Source organism: Flavobacterium coralii (genome assembly GCF_019891545.1).
GTDB classification, from domain to species: Bacteria; Bacteroidota; Bacteroidia; order Flavobacteriales; family Flavobacteriaceae; genus Flavobacterium; species Flavobacterium coralii.
Genome location: NZ_JAHDIU010000001.1, coordinates 509,291 through 528,840, shown reverse-complemented (window position 1 = coordinate 528,840; position 19,550 = coordinate 509,291). Strand labels below are relative to the sequence as shown.

Genomic DNA, 19,550 nt, shown 5'->3' with positions numbered 1-19,550 from the left:
TCATTACAGTGCGCTTAAAATTTCTAAAAGTTTATCAACATCAATCGGTTTAGATATATACCCGTCGGCACCTGCTTCAAGGCATTTTTCCCTGTCGCCTACCATTGCCTGCGCCGTTACGGCTATAACCGGGGTATTTTTACGGGCAGGAATATCCCTTATTATCGGTATTGCTTCATACCCGTCTAAATCGGGCATCATCATATCCATCAATATACAATCTACAGTTTCGTCACCACGCAAAAGTGTTATTGCTTCTTCTGCACCTGTACAGGATGTATTACTATATCCTTTGGCTTTTAAGGTAGCCGAAAGTGCAAAAATATTGCGGGGGTCGTCATCTACAATCAGTATCTTTTTCTTTTCCATTGTATGGCTTATATATTATACCCTGTCATAAAGCCACACCCTAAGGAGCGACAACAGCTGGTCTACATCTACAGGTTTGGTGATATAATCAGAGGCTCCTGCATTTATACACTTCTCGCGGTCGCCCGTCATTGCTTTTGCCGTTACGGCTATTACAGGCAGGTTTTTAAACCTGCGGTCCTGCCGTATCCTTGTGGCGGTTTCATACCCATCCATATTAGGCATCATCATATCAAGTAACACTACATCTACGGCAGGGTTTTCATCAAGCGCTTTAAGCGCCTCTTTACCGTCTATAGCAGTAATCACATTCATTTTAAGGGTTTCTAACGCCTTGGTTAAAGAGTAAATGTTCCGTACATCATCATCTACCACAAGTACCGTTTTACCGTTAAGAACGTTTGCCAGAACATTTGCTTTCCTGCTGCCCTCCTTTTTATCGGCATTTTTGCTCTGCTCAACCAGGTGAAGGAATAAAGAAACCTCATCCAGCATGCGCTGGTATGAATGTGCTGTTTTTATTACTATAGAGTCGGCATACTTTTTAATTTTCAGCTCTTCTTTCATAGAAAGGCTCTTTCCTGTAAATACAATAACAGGCAGGTTTTCGAGTCCCGGGTTTTTCTTAATGTTTTCCAGTACTTCATACGCCTGGGTATCAGGCACACCCATATCAAGTATTACACAATCAACATTTTCCTGTTGTAATGCCGATACACCATCGGTTATTTCACTTTTTATTTCTGAATTGATGTTATTAGAGCCAAGGAAATAAGCCAAAGCCTGAGCATGCTTAGGGTTATCTTCAAAAATTAGTACTTTTTGAGATTCCCTGTTAATGATATGTTCTATGCGGGTAAAAATTTCAGGCATCTGTTCAAAAGCAACAGGCTTATCTAAAAAGTTCACAGCACCTTTCAGCAGGCTTTCTTTCCTGACTTTATGAGACGACATAATATGTACAGGTATATGCTTTGTTTCAGGATTTGCCTTTAACGCCTCCATTACTTCCCAGCCACTCATTATTGGCAACTGTATATCAAGCAATACACCTACCGGCCTGAATATTAGTGCAAGGTTAAGTGCCTGGTCGCCCCTAACCGAAACCACTCCTTTATATCCCCTTTGATGGCTGAAATCCAAGAGTGCTTTAGCAAAGTTTACATCATCCTCAACTATCAGTATAACTTTATCACCTTCCTTAATTATATCTTTATCATCCGGTACATCTTCCGGTATCCTTTGGCTAAGGTAAAGGTTCACCTCTTCGTTTTTCTTATCCGATTTGGCAGCATCGGCCGTTTTTACATTCTTTACAGGTAAATCGGCTGTACTTTGTTTTTCCGGTGTTACATGAACACCTGCCTGCCCGATAACGGGTACAGTTAGCGTGAAAGTACTGCCCTGATTTACTTTACTGCTAAGGGCTATTTCACCGCCAAGAAGTTTAGAAAGCTCACGACTGATAGAAAGCCCGAGCCCTGTACCGCCATATTTGCGTTTTGTTGAGCCGTCTGCCTGCTGGAAAGCCTCAAATATTAGCGGCTGTTTTTCAGGCGGTATGCCTATGCCTGTATCTATAACTGAAAAATCTACATGTTTGCCGCCTTCAGCCTTCTTAATTTTTAGCGTCACAGAGCCTTCAGCGGTAAATTTAATGGCATTACTGATAAGATTTTTAAGTATCTGCTCAAGGCGCATCTTGTCTGTCCTTATTACCAGCGGTGCCTCATTAGCATCAATTTTAAACTCTATATTTTTCTCTTTTGCTACTTCGGTAAACAGGTTCTTAAGGTTATCGGTAACCTCTTTTACCGATATATCCATGAACTCAAGATCCATCTTACCCGCTTCTATTTTAGAAAGGTCAAGTATCTCATCAATAAGCCCAAGCAGCCCGTTACCCGAACTTTGTATCACTTTGGCAAACTCTACCTGCTCTTCGGTCATGTTTGCGTCATTGTTTTCTGACAATAAGCGGCTCAACAATAAAATTGAATTAAGCGGCGTGCGCAACTCGTGCGACATGTTGGCAAGAAACTCTGACTTATATCGTGTACTAAGCTCAAGGTCTTCCGTTTTCTTTTGTATTTCAAGGTTGCGCTCCTCAAGCAGCACGCTTCGCTCTTCCAGTTCCTGGTTGGTTTGCTGAAGCTCTTCCTGTTGCACGCGCAATTCCTCTTCCGATGCCTGTAGTTTTTCTGTCTGTGTTTCAAGCTCTGCGTTCATCGATTCAAGCTCTGTATGCTGAACGCGCAGTTCTTCACTTTGTGCCTGTGTTTCTTCAAGCAGTTCCTGAACACGCTTCCTGTTTTGTGCGGCGGTTATGGCTATAGCAATATTATTGGCAACGGCTTTTAAAAACTCTGTCTCAAGCGGTGTAAATGCATCTGCCTTGGCAAGTTCTAAAGCGCCTGCTACCCTTCTGTCTAAAAGCGGCAGTGCAATAATATTACCAGGCTTAATTTCGCCCAATGCATAGCTTATAGTTACATTTTCTGGTGTAGCTGTCGAAATATGCAGCATCTTGCCTGACACAACCGACTGACCGGTTAGCCCCTCACCAAGCCTTAATGCTTTTCTTTTTTCATCAGGAATATAGCTGTAGCCTGCAGTAAATAACAGCTCTTCACCCTCAAGAAGGTATATTACACCGGCATTACTGCCTGTATATACAGCAAGGTATTCTATAACATCTGCGGCAAGCTGCTCTACTGCCTTTTCGCCGAGCATTACCTCATTAAGCTGTGCCACGCCAGCCTGCAACCACTCGTTATCTGCAAGTGTGTTGAATGAGTTGCTTAAGGCTAACGCCATATTATTAAGCGATACTGCTACACTGCCCAGTGAATCTTTCTCGCTGTCATTAACCCTTACATCATAATTACCGTCTGAAATTTGTTCTGCAATATTGCTTATAACCCTTATGCGCTCTTCTGTCTCGCGGTCTTTACGCTGTAATTCAGCCTGCAGTTTAACACGTTCATTATAATCTTTAATAATTCTTGTAAAGAAAAAGATGCTTATTAGTACCGCTATAATGGCAGCGGCAACTATAAGTATTGTGCTGTATGTACCAAAACGTTGCGAAGTATCGTTACGTTGCGCCAGCAGCTCCTGCTCATTGGCTTCTATCTGTTTAAGCAGCGTGCGTATATCATTCATTATACGGCGCCCTTCATTCAAATCGGTATCTGTTATTGCCCTGCCCTGGCTTTTTTCAGTTACCTTAACAGAAAGATAGTCAAAAAACTCCTTGCGTAGTGGCTCAAGCTTTTTTAAGTATTGCTGTTGCTCAGGGTTATCTGAAGTTAGCAGTTCTACCCTGTCAAAATAATCATCCGCTCTTGCTTCTGCATCATTATACTGCGCAAGAAAATCTTTTTTATTGGTGATTAGATAGCCACGCATGCTGGTTTGGGCATCTACAAGCACAGATGAACCCTCATTAAGGTTATAAATAATTTCCTGGGTGTGGTTAACCATCTCATTACTGTGCAGTAGTTTGCGGATGCTCATAAAAGAAGCTGCCGAACTGATAATGAGTATAACTACTGATATACCGAAACCTGTAATTAAATTGCGTCTGAACTGGCCATTCATGTTTTTGCGTATGTTATTGTTACTAAACCGGCAATATCATCATAAAGCTGGCTCCATTGCCGGGGCTGCTTTTAGCGGTAATAATTCCGTTATGCTTTTCTATTATTTTTTTAGCTATGGCAAGGCCTATACCTGTACCCTCATATTCCTTGCGGTCGTTTAGCCCCTGGAATATTACAAATATTTTATCAAGATATTTTTCGTCAAACCCAATACCGTTATCAGTAACGGTTATTTTACAGAACTGCCCCTGCTCATCCGGCCTGCTTTCAAAATCTTTTTCAGCAAGCCTTTCATAATCAATGTCAATTTGGGGGGCAACACCCTCATTCGTGAATTTTAATGAGTTACCGATAAGGTTTTGGAATACCTGACGTAACTGGCTTGGTATTCCTTTTATAACAGGCAATGAACTAATGGTTACCCTTGCATTTTTATCTTCAATGATGTAGTCAAAATCGGTAACAACTTCCTGTATAATCAGGTTCAGGTCGGCCTCTACGGCGTCAGCACCCGAAGAAAGTCTTGAATAGTCCAATAAATCGGTTATCAGCTTAGACATGCGCTGTGCCGAGCCCACTGCCCTTTTAATATAATCCCGTGCCTTTTCATCATCAACAAGATATTTATCTTTTATGATATTGATGAAAAGCTCCATTTTCCGCACAGGTTCTTTAAGATCGTGCGAAACGGCCCATGCAAATTGCTGCAACTCGTGGTTACGCAGTTCTAGCTCTTCATTTTTTGCCATCAGTTCGCTGGTGCGCTCGGCAACTTTAACTTCAAGATTATCCTGTGCTTCTTTCCTTATCTCTATTTCTTTGCTCAGCATATCGCGAATGGCCTTAAGCTCATTTTGCTGCTCTGCCAGCTTTAAAAACGTTTTTACTTTTAGTATAAGCAAATCAGGATCTACAGGTTTGGTTATGTAATCTACTCCACCTGTTTCGTAACCTTTAGAAATAAATTTTTTCTGCTTGTTAACCGCCGAAAGAAATATCACAGGTATGTCTTTAGTACGGTTGCTGCCTGCCAATATTTCGGCAACCTCAAAGCCATCCATCCCCGGCATCTGCACATCAAGAATAATAAGGGTATAGTTTATCTTGAGAATCTTTTTCAGCGCTTCCTCCCCTGATTCGGCCGTATCGGCCTGCAGGTTATGCAGCTCAAGGATTTTTTTCAGCGCTATGATATTTGCCGGTATGTCATCTACAATCAGTATCATGATACAGGCAAATTGTGTTTATGAGCGGCTGTTGTTGCACCGCAGTTTGAGATGTTTTTGACTTGTTTCATAGTAAGGTGCTCAAAAATACAAAACCAATCGTTAAAGAACTGTTAATTGAAACATATAACCGCGCACTACCTGTGCTGAACGTACTTATTGCCTGCCCAGACATCCTGCAATATTCTTCTCTCCTGCACAGTCAGAGGTGCGGCTTTAGCAGCAGCGAGTGCCTGCTCTAATTGTTTTTCTGTACGAATGCCTGCCACGGCAGTTGTTATAGCCGGATTGTCTATAACATAGCGGTAAGCCTTTTCTGTAAGTACTCTGCCAGTGAGTATAGTGTTTAGTTTATTAATGATACTGCTTATTTGTTCGGTATCCATATCAAGATAGTCATAAGCAGGTTTCCCGGCTAAAAGCCCGCCTGCTACGGTTCCTCGTGCCAATACTGCAACATTATTTTTATGCATCAGCTTAAGTGTTTCTTCTTCCGACCTGCGGTCTAAAAGGCTGTATTGCGTCATCACAGCTGCAATATTATAATCTGCAACATACTTACGTATAACATTCGGACGAATTGACGATATCCCGTAACTTTTTATTTTGCCCTGTTCTTTTAACCTTTCAAAAGCTTCAATTACATCCTCGAAAGGGTCTTCTATTGTACCGCCGTGCAAAAGATAAATATCTATATAATCTGTTTGCAAACGCTTCAGGCTTTTATCTGCCGCACTTAAAATATATTGCTTTTCCGGACACCAGTTCCATCCGCTGCCGTCGCTGCGCCACCTGTTGCCAACTTTTGTTGATATGGCAATATCCTTTCGCCTGCCTTTAATGGCTTTGCCTAATAGCTTTTCATTTTCTCCCTTTTCGTATAAATCGGCTGTATCAAATAATGTAATACCTGCATCAATAGCTTTACCAATAAGCGCATCGTTTTGAGGTGTATCACTTTTTAAAGACATACAGCCAAAAGACAGGTTGCTTACTTTAATTCCTGCTTTTTCTATTGTGTTATATTGCATACTTACAGATTTTAACCCAAAGTTAAAAATAATCAGGGGCACCTGCCGTATCTTTGTATAAAGATTAAAAATGGCAAAAAAGAACCGCAGGAGAGAGGAACTATTAAATGTTATAACACATGGTGCAGGTGCTGTATTATCAGTTGCTGCTCTTGTTGTTATGCTTGTATATTGTACCATTAAAGGTTCTGCAATACAAATCGCAGCATGTACCGTTTTTGGACTGAGCCTTGTTGTGCTTTATTCTGCCTCTACCATTTACCATGCGGTTGTAAAACTGAAATTAAAAAGGTTTTGGAGGCTTATAGACCACCTGAGCATTTATATCCTTATTGCGGGCACCTACACGCCTGTTGCACTGCTTGGGCTTAAAGGCGTATGGGGCTGGACAATATTCGGACTTATATGGGCTTTTGCCATAGCCGGTTTTATATTTAAGTTTTCACCCCTGCGCAGGTCAGAAAAACTTTCGCTTTCGCTTTATGCACTTATGGGCTGGCTTATTATAATAGCTATAAAGCCACTTTTAAATACAGTTGATACCGGTGCTTTGCTTTTCCTGCTGGGTGGCGGACTCTGTTACACATTAGGCATTTACTTTTATGCAAAAGAAAAAATTCCTTACAACCATGCTATTTGGCACGTGTTTGTATTAGGTGGAAGTATCCTGCACTTTTTCGGCATATTTATTTACCTGGTGCCGTAGGTTTTTATTAGCATAAACATGTGTTTTAGCAAAAGCCTAACACAATGAATGCGGTAAAAATAAAGAATTTCCTTAATTTTGGACTTTTAATTTTTGATATATCCGCCATGGGAAAAGTAAAAGTAGGACTTGTACAGATGTCTTGTGTAAAAGACAAACAGGAGAATCTTGATAAAGCCATTAAAGAAGTGCGCAATGCTGCACAGAAAGGTGCACAGATTGTATGTTTACAGGAATTATTTACCTCATTATATTTTTGTGATGTAGAAGATTATGATAATTTTCAACTGGCCGAAGCGATACCCGGACCTTCAACAGAAGCTTTATCTGAAGTAGCAAAAGAGTTTGGAGTTGTGATAATTGCCTCTTTATTTGAAAAAAGAACTGAAGGCCTTTACCATAATACAACAGCCGTTATTGATGCTGACGGCGCTTACCTGGGCAAATACCGTAAGATGCATATTCCTGATGACCCTGCCTTTTATGAAAAATTCTATTTCACCCCAGGTGATATGGGTTATAAAGTATTCAATACCCGCTTTGCCAAGATTGGTGTGCTTATCTGTTGGGACCAGTGGTACCCGGAAGCAAGCCGCATAACAGCACTTATGGGCGCCGAAATACTGTTTTACCCTACAGCTATCGGCTGGGCAACTACACAGGATGAAGACACAAACAAAGAACAATATGATGCGTGGCAAACCATTCAGCGCTCACATGCAGTTGCAAACGGCGTACACGTGGTAAGCGTTAACCGTGTTGGCTTTGAACAGGAAGGTGCAATGAAATTCTGGGGCGGCAGTTTTGTGGCTAACCCGCAGGGAAAACTGATGTATCTTGCATCACATGAAAATGAAGAAACTACGGTTATTGAAGTAGACACAAAAGCTACCGACCACTATCGCACGCACTGGCCTTTTTTACGCGACAGAAGGATAGACAGCTACCAGCCCATTACCAAAAGATACCTTGACGAGGACTAACAAGCTGTTCAAAGTTTAACGTTTAAGGTTAGTCTATAAATTTCTTGTTTCAAAAAGATGTCATTACAAAACAATCAAACCCCAAAGCAACTCGGCTTTAGTTTTCCTGCAGAATTTGCTCCGCAAAAAGCGTTATGGCTGTCATGGCCGCACAAAGAGGAATCATGGCCGGGTAAGCTTGAAACTATATATAAGCCCTATTGTGAATTTATACTTTTGGTATCGCGCCACCAACAGGTATGTATTAATGTGGCTGATGAAGATATGAAACAATTCGCGCTTTCTCATATCGAAAAATATGAGCCAACTGTGCAGCACGCAAAGCTGCAGAATATATCTTTTTTCTATCACCCCACTAATGATGCATGGTGCCGCGACCACGGCCCTGCCTTTGTTATAAACGAAGAAACAGGCGAAAAAGCCATTGTTGACTGGGGCTATAATGCATGGGGTGGTAAATACCCTCCGTATGACCTTGATGATGTTATACCAACTAAAATTGGCGAAGCGCTTGGTTTAAAGGTTTTCCATCCCGGTATTGTTATGGAAGGCGGAAGCGTTGAGTTTAATGGCCGCGGAACTTTGCTTACAACTACTGCATGCCTGCTTAACGAAAACCGCAATCTGCACCTTAACAAAGAACAAATAGAAGAATACCTGAAAGAATATTATGGCGTAACGCATATTTTATGGTTGGGCGATGGTATTGTTGGCGATGATACGGATGGGCATATAGATGATATTACCCGTTTTGTGAATGAAGATACGGTTGTTACAGTTGTAGAAGAAAATAAAGAGGATGAGAACTACGGATTGCTTCAGGAAAACCTGAAACTGCTTCAAGATATGAAGCTGGAAGACGGTAGCCCGCTAAAGGTGGTTGAGCTGCCTATGCCAAAACCTGTTGAGTATGACGGGCAAAGGCTTCCGGCATCATACGCTAATTTTTACATTGCCAATATGTGTGTTATTGTTCCCACTTTCAGGGATGAAGTTAATGACAAAAAAGCACTACAGATATTACAGGAATGCTTCCCCGGCAGGGAGGTAATAGGTATAGATTCTGTAGACATTATATGGGGCCTGGGCAGCTTTCATTGCCTTAGCCAGCAGGAACCACTATAAAAAACAGCGCCATGTAGGCGCTGTTTTTTATTCGATATAATCGAGTATTGTACTGATAAGCTGATCTTTTGATAGCACTCCAGATTGCCGCCAAAGCATTTTACCTTCCTGAAAAAGCATTAGTGTAGGCACACCTTTAACTAAAAATCTCGGATTAGACATTAATTCAGGATTTTTATCAACGTCTACTTTAATAATGGTAATCCTGTCACCTAAGCTGTGCTTTACATCTGTAAGTATAGGTGCCAGCATTTGGCAGGGGCCACACCAGGTTGCAAAAAAATCTACAAGCACCGGCTTTTTGTCATTTATAATTTTAAAGAAATTTTCCATATTATTTTTATTTTAGTCAGCTACTCCAAATTTAATAAAAAGCCCCTTACCTGCTAAGGTAAAGGACTCTCCCAAAAATCAAATTGATAATCACATCATAACAGTGTGGTAGGACAAACATATTCTGTTTTAGGAACAGCAGTAAGGGCTATCTCCTTAAATCCGCCACGCACATCTGTTATATTTTCATAGCCAAGCTGTTTTAGTATTGATGCTGCAATCATACTGCGGTAACCACCTGCACAGTGCAATACTACAGGCTTATCTTTTGGTATTTCGGCTAAGTGGCTGTAAATTTCGTTTAACGGAACATTTTTCGCACCAATAACATGCTCGGAGTCATATTCGCTTTTCTTTCGCACATCACATAACAGCAGGTGCTGATTGTATAATTTAGAAAATTCAGCGGCATCTACCCTATTCACCGTTTCTGTTTCCTTACCAAAATTTTTCCAAGCTTCAAAACCTCCCTTCAGGTAACCAATGGTATTATCATATCCTACCCTCGACAGCCTTATAAGGGCCTGCTCTTCATCTCCAGGATTGGTTACAAGTAAAATTTCCTGCTTAATATCTTTTATCATTTCACCTACCCACATAGCAAAGTTTCCGTCGAGCCCAATATTAATACTGTTAGGAATAAATCCCTTAGAAAAATCTTCAGCGCTGCGTGTATCAAGCACAAGGGCTCGGGTTGCATTTGCCACCATTTCAAACTCATCAGTTAAAAGAGGCTTTTTAGCATTACTCATAACATCATCAAGGCTGGTATAACCCCTGATGTTCATCAGTACATTATTAGGGAAATATCCGGGAGGGGTAGTTAACCCTGTAAGCAGCTCCTTTACAAATTCATCCTCGCTCATATCGGGCCTTAACGCATAGTTGGTACGTTTTTGGTTACCAAGTGTGTCGGTAGTCTCCTTGCTCATCATTTTACCACAGGCACTGCCTGCACCATGATTAGGGTAAACTATAAGGTTGTCAGGCAATGGCATAATCTTCTCACGTAACGATTTATATAACAGTCTTGCAAGCTTATCTTCTGTAAGGGTAGTAACCACATGCTGGGCAAGGTCTGGGCGGCCTACATCGCCTATAAATAAAGTATCTCCTGTTATAATGCCATGTTTAGTCCCATTCTCATCTATAAGCAAATAGGTAGTACTCTCCATAGTATGCCCGGGTGTATGCAAAACTTTAACGGAGCAATCTCCTACTTTAAAAACCTGTCCGTCTTCAGCAATTATGGCATCATAATTAGGCATTGCAGTAGGACCGAATACAATTTTTGCACCTGTTTTATTTCTCAGGTCAAGATGCCCGCTCACAAAATCGGCATGAAAGTGTGTTTCAAAAACATATTTTATCCTGGCACCGTCTTTAGCCGCCCTGCCAATATAAGCGTCAACTTCACGAAGCGGGTCAAAAATTGCTGCTTCACCTTTACTTTCAATATAATATGCTGCATGTGCAAGGCAGCCGGTATAAATCTGTTCAATCTTCATGATACAATATATTTTGGTTTATGGTGTAAAAGTAATTGCAGCATAACTTTTGCACAGTAACAATTGTTACACTTGTAATATGCTGTAAAATAAAAGATTGAATCGCATATATTTCATGATATTTATCATGAAACAGAAAAAAACGGACTATTATTTTTACGTAGCTTATAGGGTAATCAGCTAAACTTTTATTAAAAATAATAGTACATTTTTAAATTTCCGTAAATTTAATGAAACAATAAAAGAACTATGAAGAGATTGAGATTAAATGCCCTTATTGTTATTTTGGGCAGTGTTTTTATGCTGTATTCCTGCAAGAAAAACAAAGATGATGAAGGTAATGAAGACCTTTCGGGTATAGAGGTGCATGATGAAGAAAATACCATACCAATAGATACAACCCGCTTTGAAGCTTTTTTTGATAAATACCCTGATTATAAAGAATTCAGAGGCGATATTAAAGAACTTTACAGCAAGCACAACCATTATATTTGGTACGACAAAGGCGGTATAATTGAATTTGCACAGGTATTATACAATCAGACTAATCAGCTTGACGAAGAAGGGCTTGAGAGAAAACTGCCTTACAGGAATGATTTGAGCAACCTTTTTTATGGTGATACTAAAAAAGACCCAAACCTGAATGCTGAACTACTTATCAGCTCTATGTATTTTTACTATACCAAAAAAGTATATGAAGGGCTGGACAAGCAGGCAAGCCGCGAAACCGGCTGGTACCTGCCACGCGAAAAAACATCTTATGTAGCGTATCTTGATACACTAATGCGCGACCCACAGCTTATTGTAAAAGACAAAAAAGAGTTTTTCACACAATACTATAACCTGAAAAAAGGATTAAAGAAATACCGCGAGATTGAAAAAAATGGCGGATGGGGAACTATAACACTCGATAAGGGTGTGAAGGCATTAAAGCCAGGAGATTCAGCGGCGGCTGTGGCACAGGTTCGTGAAAGATTATTTAAAGAAGGCTATCTTAAAAACAACAGCGGTAAAAGTATATTTGACAATGACCTGGTAGAAGCAGTTAATGCTTATGATAAAAGGCATAACCGTGAAATTGACAGCCTGATTACCCCGTCCCTTGTTAAAGAATTAAATGTACCGGTAAGCGAAAGAATTAAAACAATTTCGGTTAACATGGAGCGTTGCCGTTGGATAACCCCTAAACTTAATACCGCAAAAGAATATATTGCTGTAAATATACCCTCATACAGGCTGCACTATTATCAGGATGGAGAGCCTGCGTTGGTAAGTAAAGTAGTTGTGGGTAAAGAACTTAATAAAACAGTTGTTTTTAGCGGTCAGATGAGCTACATTGCTTTTAGCCCGTACTGGAATGTGCCGAACAGCATACTTGAAAATGAAATAAAACCCGGCATAGAACGCGACCCTAATTATCTTGCCAAGCACAATATGGAATGGGTAGGCGACCGCGTAAGGCAAAAACCAGGAGGCAACAATTCATTGGGATTGGTTAAGTTCATGTTCCCTAACTCTAATAACATCTACCTGCATGACACCCCTGCAAAAAGCCTGTTCAATAAAGAAGAAAGGGCTTTTAGCCACGGATGTGTACGTGTTGAAAAGGCTAAAGAACTTGCCGTATTGATAACAAAAAAACATGGTGACTGGACAGAAAGCAAGGTTGATAAAGCCATGCATGCCGAAAAAGAAAACACCTTCAGCATAAAAAATAAAATACCTGTTTACATTGCTTACTTTACAGCATGGGCAGATGAAGACGGTAATGTTGCGTTTTTTGATGATGTCTATAAACGAGACGACAGGCTCGCGCAATTACTGTACAGGTCATAAACAAAAAGAGTCCGCTTTAAAAGCGGACTCTTTTTTTAATCATCAAGTACGTTCACGGCTTTATAAAACCTGCGGGTGTACATTTCAGAACCCAATTCACTTATTGTTACAGCATATTCGCTCCCTGAAGATGCATGAATAAACTTCGAATTCATACCGTTAGCTTCACAAATAATACCTACATGGCCTATAGAGTCGGAATCACGGTAGCCATAAAAAACCAATATATCCCCTACTCTGAAATCTTTTGGCTTAACCTGTTCTCCAAAGTTTTTAAACCCGGAAGAGCTTCTCGGCAATTCTATACCAAAATGTTTATAAACATAATAGACAAAGCCCGAGCAATCAAAACCCTGCTCTGGAGTACTGCCTGCATAGCAATACGTTACACCCAGGTGTTCTTTCGCAAAATTTATTATTGACTGTCTTAGTTCCTCATCATGGTTAACATCCTGAACTTCAACAGGGGGTACATATTCTTTTACGGGTTCATTATTATTACACGCAAAAGCAGAAAGAGCTAAAGCAGAAAATATATATCTCATGTTACATCTATTTCATTTAAAGTTACAAAACGCATAGTTCTACAAATAATAATGTTTTGCCAATTATTAGTACTTTTACCTACACAAAGCCTAAGCTTATGCCGGAAGATATAAAATTGCGAACGGTTAACGTAACCCGCTATATAACACCCCTTCGCGAAGGCGGTTCTTTGCCTGCTATAGCAGAGGCAGACGATAACTTTAATTATGTACTGAAATTTAAGGGAGCAGGCCACGGGCCTAAAGCCCTTATCGCTGAACTGATTGGCGGAGAGATAGCACGCGTTTTGGGCTTAAAGGTACCTGAGCTTGTGTTTGCAGAACTTGACGAAGCCTTTGGGCGTACAGAAGCTGATGAAGAAATACAGGACTTATTGCAGGGCAGCAGGGGGCTTAACCTTGCACTGCATTATCTTTCGGGAGCTATAAACTTTGACCCTGTAGTTACAACTGTACCTGCTGATATGGCATCTAAAATTGTGTGGCTGGATGCTTATATAACCAATGTTGACCGTACCTTCAGGAATACCAATATGCTAATATGGCACAAGGAGCTATGGCTTATAGATCACGGAGCAAGCTTATATTTCCATCATTCATTTTCTGACCCTGAAGGCCATGCCAAAAGCAAATTCGCCCTTATAAAAGACCATGTGCTGCTGCCACAAGCTTCAGAATTGCAAAAAGTAGACAAGGAGTGCAGGGAGTTGCTTACCACAGAAGTTTTACGGGACATTGTTAATCTTATACCTGACGAATGGCTGCAATGGGAGGAAAGCGAGCTTAATGCAGAAGAAATAAGGAAAGTTTACCTTACTTTTTTGGTGACACGCTTAGAAAATGCCGATATATTTATAAAAGAAGCTGAAGATGCAAGACAAACACTTATATGAGTATGCCGTAATCCGGATTGTACCCCGGGTAGAGCGCGAAGAGTTTGTTAATGCAGGTGTTATACTGTTTTGCAAACGGCAAAAGTTTGTAAAAGTACTCTATACCGTTGATGAAGCAAAGCTATTAATGCTTAACCCCAAACTGGATACAGAGCAGGTAAAGCGCAATCTCGAAGCATTTAAAAAAGTGGGCAACGGCGCAAAAGATGGCGGCCCAATTGCAGGTTTAGAAGCAGCAGAGCGTTTTCGGTGGCTAACGGCTGTAAGAAGCTCGGTAATACAGACATCACGCCCGCACCCAGGCTTCTGTACAGATTTAGAAAGCAAGGCACAAAAGCTGTTTGAGGATTTAGTATTATAGCTGCTTAATTATTCCTGCCGGAATTCATAATCTGCCATTGGTAGTTAATATATTTTACTTTGCGCACCTCTTTCATAATGAGCTCTTTTTCATTTTCATAATAGTCAGGGTCATCAGCGGCAAACGCATCGACCTCTCCTGCCCTCTCCAAAAGGTTATCGGTAACAGGCTTTAGTTTTTCCTGTACCTGTTGGGGCATATTTGTAAATAAATCCTGTAGTTCCTGCTTAAACATAAAATGGTTTTTAATAAAGGTAAAACCTTTAGAGTATAATTTTCAGAAATAAAATATAAATTAACCCAGCCAGCCTTCCCTGTCAAGGCTCCTGTACTGTATCGCTTCGCTAATATGCTGCGGTTCAATATCTGCCGCATTATCAAGATCGGCTATGGTACGGCTCACTTTTAAAATCCTGTCATAAGCCCGTGCTGAAAGATTAAGCCTCTCCATCGCGGTTTTCAGCAACTGCAAAGAGGTATTGTCCAGTTTGCAATATTCCCTTATTTGCCTTGTACTCATTTGTGCGTTATAATGCACCGTGTCAGATTCTGCAAAACGTTGTGTTTGTATTTCGCGTGCTTTAGTAACACGCTTTCTTATTTCCACACTGCTCTCGGCTTTACGGGTATCGCTGAGTTTTTCAAAAGGTACGGGTGTAACCTCTATATGTATATCTATCCTGTCCAGCAACGGACCCGATATTTTGCTGAGGTAGCGTTGCATTTCGTGTGGCGATGAGCTAACGGGTGCATCAGGGTCATTAAAATAACCGCCGGGGCTGGGGTTCATACTCGCCACAAGCATAAAAGATGATGGATATGTGATGGTGAATTTAGCACGGCTTATAGTTACCTCCCTGTCTTCAAGGGGCTGGCGCATGACTTCAAGCACTTCGCGTTTAAACTCCGGCAACTCATCAAGAAACAGAACACCATTATGTGCCAGTGATATTTCACCGGGTTGTGGGAAACTCCCCCCTCCAACAAGGCTTACAGAACTTGCAGTATGATGCGGATTTCGGAAAGGGCGTTGGTTTAGCAATCCAACATTTTTTATCTTGCCTGCCACGCTGTGTATCTTAGTGGTTTCCAAAGCTTCTTTAAGCGTCATGGGAGGCAGTATGCTGGGCAGCCTTTTGGCAAGCATGGTTTTACCTGCACCGGGTGGGCCAATTAATATAATGTTATGCCCCCCTGCGGCTGCAATTTCCATACAGCGTTTAATACTTTCCTGTCCCTTCACATCGCTAAAATCAAATTCAGGGAAATCAAGGGTTTTATAAAACTCTTCGCGGGTATTTATTGCAGTGGGCAATAGCGAACCTTCGCCTTCAAAAAAGTCGATTACCTCTGTCACATTCTCTATACCATACACATCAAGCCCTGCTACTATGGCGGCCTCATTTACGTTTTGCTTTGGCAGGAAAAAACCTTTAAAGCCTTCTTCCTTTGCCTTAATAGCTATTGGCAGGACACCTTTAATGGGTTGAAGGCTTCCGTCCAGCGAAAGCTCTCCCATGATAATATAGTTACCTACTTCATCTGCATTAATTTGTCCACTTGCCGCCAGTATGCCTATGGCAAGCGTAAGGTCATACGACGAGCCTTCTTTTCGCAGGTCGGCAGGTGCCATGTTAATGGTTATTTTCTTTCCGGGTAGCTGATAGCCGTTGTTTTTTAGTGCGGCTGCAATGCGGTAGCTGCTTTCTTTAACTGCGTTATCCGGAAGCCCTACAAGATGGTAGCCCACACCTTTATCTATATTTACCTCTACTGTAATTGTAGTGGCTTCTACTCCAAACACGGCACTTCCGAAAACTTTTATAAGCATATAGTAATTTTTAACAGCCGAAAATAAAGTAAATATTTCTCAAATCTTAAAATACTTGTAAAAATTTGCTCCACCTATTATTCGTAGCAAATTAAGTTTTAACTTTAGTACAGATAACACAAATTATAATTATGGGAATTTTTAATGCAATATTAGGCCAGGCTTCAGAGGTTTCTGTAGAAAAAATACAGAAAGAATTTGAATCTGTTTTAGTACCGGGTGAATCGATACAAAAAGCCTATCGTATCATCAGGGATATGTTTGTATTTACCAACAAGAGGCTTATCCTTATAGACAAACAGGGCATTACAGGCTCTAAAGCCGATTATATGACGATACCTTACGGTAGCATTACCAAATTTTCTAAAGAAAGCGCAGGTCTTATGGATTTGGATGCAGAGCTTAAAATATGGATACGAGGCGAAGATGCACCCCTTAAAAAGCAGTTCGGAAAAGACAATAACATTAACGAAGTATACCAGATTCTTAGCCAATATGTTTTAGGCTAATTTACTAACACCAAAAACACTTAGCCAAAACGCCTGTTTTGGCTATTTTACATTATACAAATGCCCGAATATTTTAAACTGGAAGAATATGACCTGTTCATGCTGGCTGCCGGTGTTATTGCACTACTGGCTGCCATTGTGCCGGTTATCATGCAAAAAAAAATAATTTCTGCGCCAATAGTATATATGCTTGTTGGCATAGCGGTATATTTTATATTACTGCACTATTTTTTTCAGCCGATGCAGTACATGGAAATCATTAAGCGCATAACAGAGTTTGTGGTAATTGTAGCGCTAACCAATGCCGGACTTAAAATTAAGGAACCTTTTAAATGGCAAACATGGAAAAGCTCCTTCCGCCTGCTGGCAATTACAATGCCCATAACCATAGTGGCAGCGGCATACTTGGGCTGGTGGATAGCAGGGCTTGCACCGGCAACCGCATTGCTTTTTGGTGCCTTAATAGCCCCGACAGACCCCGTTTTGGCAGGAGAACTGCAAACATCACAGCCAAGCGAAGCAGACACCAGCAAAATACGCCTGGGGCTTACCTCTGAAGCGGGACTTAACGACGGGCTTGCATTCCCCTTCACTTATTTTGCCATAATGGCTGCACAATATGGCACACAATATGAAAACTGGATTGGCGACTGGCTACTGCACCATGTATTGTTTAAAATAGGAATTGCACTTATTATTGGATTAATATCGGGATGGGGACTATTTAAAATTGTATTTAATATTGCCCACCACGATATGCTTAGCAAGATAAGCCGCGGGATATTATCATTATCATTAACTTTATTACCTTATGCCCTTACGGAAATTGCAGGAGGTTACGGATTTATAGCAGTATTTGTTGCTGCCTGCATGTTTAGCCGGTATGAGAAATTTGATGAGCACATGGACAGCCTTCATGATTTTAATGAAGAGCTGGAAAGTATGGTAGTAGCGTTAATATTTTTAGCTACAGGTATTTTTATTGCATCGCATTATTATATACTACTTAACCCGAGCATCCTTATTGTGGCACTTGTAATGATACTTATAGTGCGGCCTGTTGCGGGCTATGCTTCTCTTGCCGGGATGCGGCTGAACCGTTTCCAGAAGTTTGTGCTTTCGTTTTACGGTATCAGGGGTATAGGTTCTGTATATTACTTGGCTTATGCTTTAACATCGGCAACATTTGAAGATTCCGAGAAATTGTTTGATATAACCATAGCCACAATATTTTTCTCGGTACTCATCCATGGGCTTACCGCACACATGGTTCAAAAAAGAATTGAAAAATATGAATAACAAAATAACACTTCCTAAACTTGTAGTAATCGGCGGAGATGCCGCAGGTATGTCGGCAGCCTCTAAGGTCAGGCGCGAGCAGCCCGAAAGGGAAATACTCGTTTTCGAAAAGTCGAGGTACACCTCCTACTCTGCCTGTGGCATACCCTACTTTATATCTGAAACCGTTCCTGAAGTTGAAGACCTTATTGTGCGCAGCCCGGAAGAGTTTCGCAATAAATATAATATTGATGTTAAAACACTTCATGAAGTTACTGCTGTAGATACTGAAAATAAAAGGGTTAAAGTACTGGACATCGGTAATCAGACCGAATTTTGGGAAGATTATGGCCAACTTTTGATAGCAACCGGGGCTAAGGCTTATTGCCCTGATGTGGAAGGTTATGGAGCCGAAGGTATTTTTGGGGTATCTACACTTAAAAGTGGTATTAAAGTTGAAAACTTTATAGAATATAAAAAACCTAAGACTGCTGTTATTGTCGGAGGGGGCTATATAGGACTCGAAATGGCAGAGGCGCTTTTAATACGCGGTCTGAAGGTTACCATCATTAACAGGGGCAGCCATGTTATGAATACGCTCGATCCTGATATGGGTAATAAAATATCGGAAGCCATTCGCAGCCTCGATATTACCTTATACTGCAATGAGGGACTCAAAAGATTCAAAACTGAAGATGGCAAGGTTACAGGAGTTATATCGGATAACAGGGAAATTGAAGCCGATATGGTTATTTTAGGCATGGGTTCTTCTCCCAATACCGGTTTCCTTAAAGGGTCGGGTATAGCACTTGGAGTAAAAGATGCTATAAAGGTAAATGGAAGGATGCAGACAAACATTGAAGATGTTTATGCTGCCGGCGACTGCACAGAAACGCTTGACCTTGTCAGTAAAAAGCATACGCATATTGCTTTGGGTACAATAGCCAATAAAACGGGGCTTGTTGTCGGGAGCAATTTAGCAGGAGAAAACATTACTTTTCCGGGAGCAGTAGGTACAGCCGTATGCAAGCTGTGCAAATATGAAGTAGCACGCACAGGGCTTAGGGAAAGAGACCTCGAAAAACTGGAGATAGAATATGTTGCTGCTTCTATAAACAGTAAAACAAGAGCACATTACTATCCCGGCGCTAAAGACATAACGGTTAAACTATTAGCTGAAAAGAACAGCGGACGCTTATTAGGAGGACAAATAATAGGCGAAGAAGGCGCTGCTAAACGCATAGATGTAATTGCAACAGCCTTAACGTATAACCTTACTTTGCAGAACATTATCGATTTAGACCTCAGCTACGCCCCGCCCTTCTCTCCTGTATGGGATCCGGTGCAGACAGCCGCAAGGCATTTAATAAAGCAGATATAAACTAAAAGCTCCCGTTATGGGAGCTTTTAA

Annotated in this window: 18 protein-coding genes; 9 read left to right on the top strand and 9 right to left on the bottom strand. The window is 41.0% G+C overall.

Annotation, left to right across the window (positions count from 1 at the left end; translation table 11 throughout):
- Positions 1 to 3 precede the first annotated feature (3 nt).
- From KJK34_RS02490 to KJK34_RS02475, 4 genes are all read right to left on the bottom strand, one after another.
- On the bottom strand, positions 4 to 369 hold the full coding sequence (locus KJK34_RS02490) for a response regulator (RefSeq protein ID WP_223052261.1): 366 nt from the start codon (positions 367 to 369) through the stop codon (positions 4 to 6).
- Positions 370 to 384: 15 nt separating this feature from the next.
- Entirely contained in the window at positions 385 to 3,972 is a 3,588-nt protein-coding gene (locus KJK34_RS02485) for a response regulator (protein ID WP_223052260.1), read from the bottom strand.
- A 22-nt stretch (positions 3,973 to 3,994) separates the two neighbouring features.
- A complete protein-coding gene (locus tag KJK34_RS02480) occupies positions 3,995 to 5,200 on the bottom strand; it encodes a hybrid sensor histidine kinase/response regulator (RefSeq protein ID WP_223052259.1) in 1,206 nt (401 codons plus the stop codon).
- Positions 5,201 to 5,337: 137 nt separating this feature from the next.
- Positions 5,338 to 6,231: an aldo/keto reductase gene (locus KJK34_RS02475; RefSeq protein ID WP_223052258.1), complete on the bottom strand. Its 894-nt coding sequence runs from the start codon at positions 6,229 to 6,231 to the stop codon at positions 5,338 to 5,340.
- 70 nt (positions 6,232 to 6,301) lie between these two features.
- On the opposite strand from KJK34_RS02475, the gene trhA reads away from it, so the two are divergent.
- The 3 genes from trhA (at position 6,302) to KJK34_RS02460 (ending at position 9,045) form a co-directional block, all read left to right on the top strand.
- Complete coding sequence (gene trhA, locus KJK34_RS02470) at positions 6,302 to 6,937, top strand: PAQR family membrane homeostasis protein TrhA (protein ID WP_223052257.1); 636 nt, start codon at positions 6,302 to 6,304, stop codon at positions 6,935 to 6,937.
- 107 nt (positions 6,938 to 7,044) lie between these two features.
- Positions 7,045 to 7,920, top strand: a complete 876-nt coding sequence (locus KJK34_RS02465; protein ID WP_223052318.1) for a carbon-nitrogen hydrolase — start codon at positions 7,045 to 7,047, stop codon at positions 7,918 to 7,920.
- A gap of 57 nt (positions 7,921 to 7,977) precedes the next feature.
- Positions 7,978 to 9,045, top strand: coding sequence for an agmatine deiminase family protein (locus KJK34_RS02460; RefSeq protein WP_223052256.1), 1,068 nt, complete (start codon positions 7,978 to 7,980; stop codon positions 9,043 to 9,045).
- A 27-nt stretch (positions 9,046 to 9,072) separates the two neighbouring features.
- Here KJK34_RS02460 and trxA read toward each other — a convergent pair whose 3' ends face one another.
- Together trxA and KJK34_RS02450 are read right to left on the bottom strand one after the other, a co-directional pair.
- Positions 9,073 to 9,378, bottom strand: coding sequence for a thioredoxin (gene trxA / locus KJK34_RS02455; RefSeq protein WP_223052255.1), 306 nt, complete (start codon positions 9,376 to 9,378; stop codon positions 9,073 to 9,075).
- Positions 9,379 to 9,473: 95 nt separating this feature from the next.
- Positions 9,474 to 10,886 (bottom strand): MBL fold metallo-hydrolase, encoded by a 1,413-nt coding sequence (locus tag KJK34_RS02450; RefSeq protein WP_223052254.1) that lies wholly within the window; start codon positions 10,884 to 10,886, stop codon positions 9,474 to 9,476.
- A gap of 249 nt (positions 10,887 to 11,135) precedes the next feature.
- Here KJK34_RS02450 and KJK34_RS02445 point away from each other — a divergent pair, with 249 nt between their 5' ends.
- Entirely contained in the window at positions 11,136 to 12,722 is a 1,587-nt protein-coding gene (locus tag KJK34_RS02445) for a L,D-transpeptidase family protein (RefSeq protein ID WP_223052253.1), read from the top strand.
- Positions 12,723 to 12,757: 35 nt separating this feature from the next.
- On the opposite strand, the gene KJK34_RS02440 is transcribed toward KJK34_RS02445, so the two are convergent.
- A complete protein-coding gene (locus KJK34_RS02440) occupies positions 12,758 to 13,267 on the bottom strand; it encodes a C40 family peptidase (protein ID WP_223052252.1) in 510 nt (169 codons plus the stop codon).
- A gap of 98 nt (positions 13,268 to 13,365) precedes the next feature.
- Here KJK34_RS02440 and KJK34_RS02435 point away from each other — a divergent pair, with 98 nt between their 5' ends.
- The gene (locus KJK34_RS02435; protein WP_223052251.1) at positions 13,366 to 14,160 is read left to right on the top strand and encodes a HipA family kinase; all 795 of its coding nucleotides are present in this window, start codon (positions 13,366 to 13,368) and stop codon (positions 14,158 to 14,160) included.
- Complete coding sequence (locus KJK34_RS02430) at positions 14,138 to 14,521, top strand: DUF3037 domain-containing protein (protein ID WP_223052250.1); 384 nt, start codon at positions 14,138 to 14,140, stop codon at positions 14,519 to 14,521. The genes KJK34_RS02435 and KJK34_RS02430 overlap by 23 nt, the downstream gene beginning before the upstream one ends.
- Before the next feature lie 4 nt (positions 14,522 to 14,525).
- On the opposite strand, the gene KJK34_RS02425 is transcribed toward KJK34_RS02430, so the two are convergent.
- Together KJK34_RS02425 and KJK34_RS02420 are read right to left on the bottom strand one after the other, a co-directional pair.
- On the bottom strand, positions 14,526 to 14,756 hold the full coding sequence (locus tag KJK34_RS02425; protein ID WP_223052249.1) for a hypothetical protein: 231 nt from the start codon (positions 14,754 to 14,756) through the stop codon (positions 14,526 to 14,528).
- A gap of 60 nt (positions 14,757 to 14,816) precedes the next feature.
- On the bottom strand, positions 14,817 to 16,352 hold the full coding sequence (locus tag KJK34_RS02420; RefSeq protein WP_223052248.1) for a YifB family Mg chelatase-like AAA ATPase: 1,536 nt from the start codon (positions 16,350 to 16,352) through the stop codon (positions 14,817 to 14,819).
- Between the two features lie 131 nt (positions 16,353 to 16,483).
- Between KJK34_RS02420 and KJK34_RS02415 the strand changes: the two genes are divergently transcribed.
- Genes KJK34_RS02415 through KJK34_RS02405 form a run of 3 tightly spaced genes read left to right on the top strand, consistent with a single transcriptional unit; the run spans position 16,484 to position 19,520 of the window.
- Positions 16,484 to 16,861 (top strand): PH domain-containing protein, encoded by a 378-nt coding sequence (locus KJK34_RS02415; protein ID WP_223052247.1) that lies wholly within the window; start codon positions 16,484 to 16,486, stop codon positions 16,859 to 16,861.
- A gap of 60 nt (positions 16,862 to 16,921) precedes the next feature.
- The gene (locus KJK34_RS02410; protein ID WP_223052246.1) at positions 16,922 to 18,160 is read left to right on the top strand and encodes a cation:proton antiporter; all 1,239 of its coding nucleotides are present in this window, start codon (positions 16,922 to 16,924) and stop codon (positions 18,158 to 18,160) included.
- The gene (locus KJK34_RS02405; RefSeq protein ID WP_223052245.1) at positions 18,153 to 19,520 is read left to right on the top strand and encodes an FAD-dependent oxidoreductase; all 1,368 of its coding nucleotides are present in this window, start codon (positions 18,153 to 18,155) and stop codon (positions 19,518 to 19,520) included. The genes KJK34_RS02410 and KJK34_RS02405 overlap by 8 nt, the downstream gene beginning before the upstream one ends.
- Positions 19,521 to 19,550 lie beyond the last annotated feature (30 nt).

Excerpts from the sequence above, each read along its gene's own strand:
- KJK34_RS02405 (WP_223052245.1), top strand. The coding sequence starts at position 18,153 with ATGAATAACAAAATAACACTTCCTAAACTTGTAGTAATCGGCGGAGAT.
- trxA (WP_223052255.1), bottom strand. The coding sequence starts at position 9,378 with ATGGAAAATTTCTTTAAAATTATAAATGACAAAAAGCCGGTGCTTGTA.
- KJK34_RS02410 (WP_223052246.1), top strand. The coding sequence starts at position 16,922 with ATGCCCGAATATTTTAAACTGGAAGAATATGACCTGTTCATGCTGGCT.
- KJK34_RS02480 (WP_223052259.1), bottom strand. The coding sequence starts at position 5,200 with ATGATACTGATTGTAGATGACATACCGGCAAATATCATAGCGCTGAAA.
- KJK34_RS02435 (WP_223052251.1), top strand. The coding sequence starts at position 13,366 with ATGCCGGAAGATATAAAATTGCGAACGGTTAACGTAACCCGCTATATA.
- KJK34_RS02430 (WP_223052250.1), top strand. The coding sequence starts at position 14,138 with ATGCAAGACAAACACTTATATGAGTATGCCGTAATCCGGATTGTACCC.
- KJK34_RS02485 (WP_223052260.1), bottom strand. The coding sequence starts at position 3,972 with ATGAATGGCCAGTTCAGACGCAATTTAATTACAGGTTTCGGTATATCA.
- KJK34_RS02425 (WP_223052249.1), bottom strand. The coding sequence starts at position 14,756 with ATGTTTAAGCAGGAACTACAGGATTTATTTACAAATATGCCCCAACAG.
- trhA (WP_223052257.1), top strand. The coding sequence starts at position 6,302 with ATGGCAAAAAAGAACCGCAGGAGAGAGGAACTATTAAATGTTATAACA.
- KJK34_RS02445 (WP_223052253.1), top strand. The coding sequence starts at position 11,136 with ATGAAGAGATTGAGATTAAATGCCCTTATTGTTATTTTGGGCAGTGTT.
- KJK34_RS02465 (WP_223052318.1), top strand. The coding sequence starts at position 7,045 with ATGGGAAAAGTAAAAGTAGGACTTGTACAGATGTCTTGTGTAAAAGAC.
- KJK34_RS02460 (WP_223052256.1), top strand. The coding sequence starts at position 7,978 with ATGTCATTACAAAACAATCAAACCCCAAAGCAACTCGGCTTTAGTTTT.
- KJK34_RS02475 (WP_223052258.1), bottom strand. The coding sequence starts at position 6,231 with ATGCAATATAACACAATAGAAAAAGCAGGAATTAAAGTAAGCAACCTG.
- KJK34_RS02450 (WP_223052254.1), bottom strand. The coding sequence starts at position 10,886 with ATGAAGATTGAACAGATTTATACCGGCTGCCTTGCACATGCAGCATAT.
- KJK34_RS02420 (WP_223052248.1), bottom strand. The coding sequence starts at position 16,352 with ATGCTTATAAAAGTTTTCGGAAGTGCCGTGTTTGGAGTAGAAGCCACT.
- KJK34_RS02440 (WP_223052252.1), bottom strand. The coding sequence starts at position 13,267 with ATGAGATATATATTTTCTGCTTTAGCTCTTTCTGCTTTTGCGTGTAAT.
- KJK34_RS02490 (WP_223052261.1), bottom strand. The coding sequence starts at position 369 with ATGGAAAAGAAAAAGATACTGATTGTAGATGACGACCCCCGCAATATT.
- KJK34_RS02415 (WP_223052247.1), top strand. The coding sequence starts at position 16,484 with ATGGGAATTTTTAATGCAATATTAGGCCAGGCTTCAGAGGTTTCTGTA.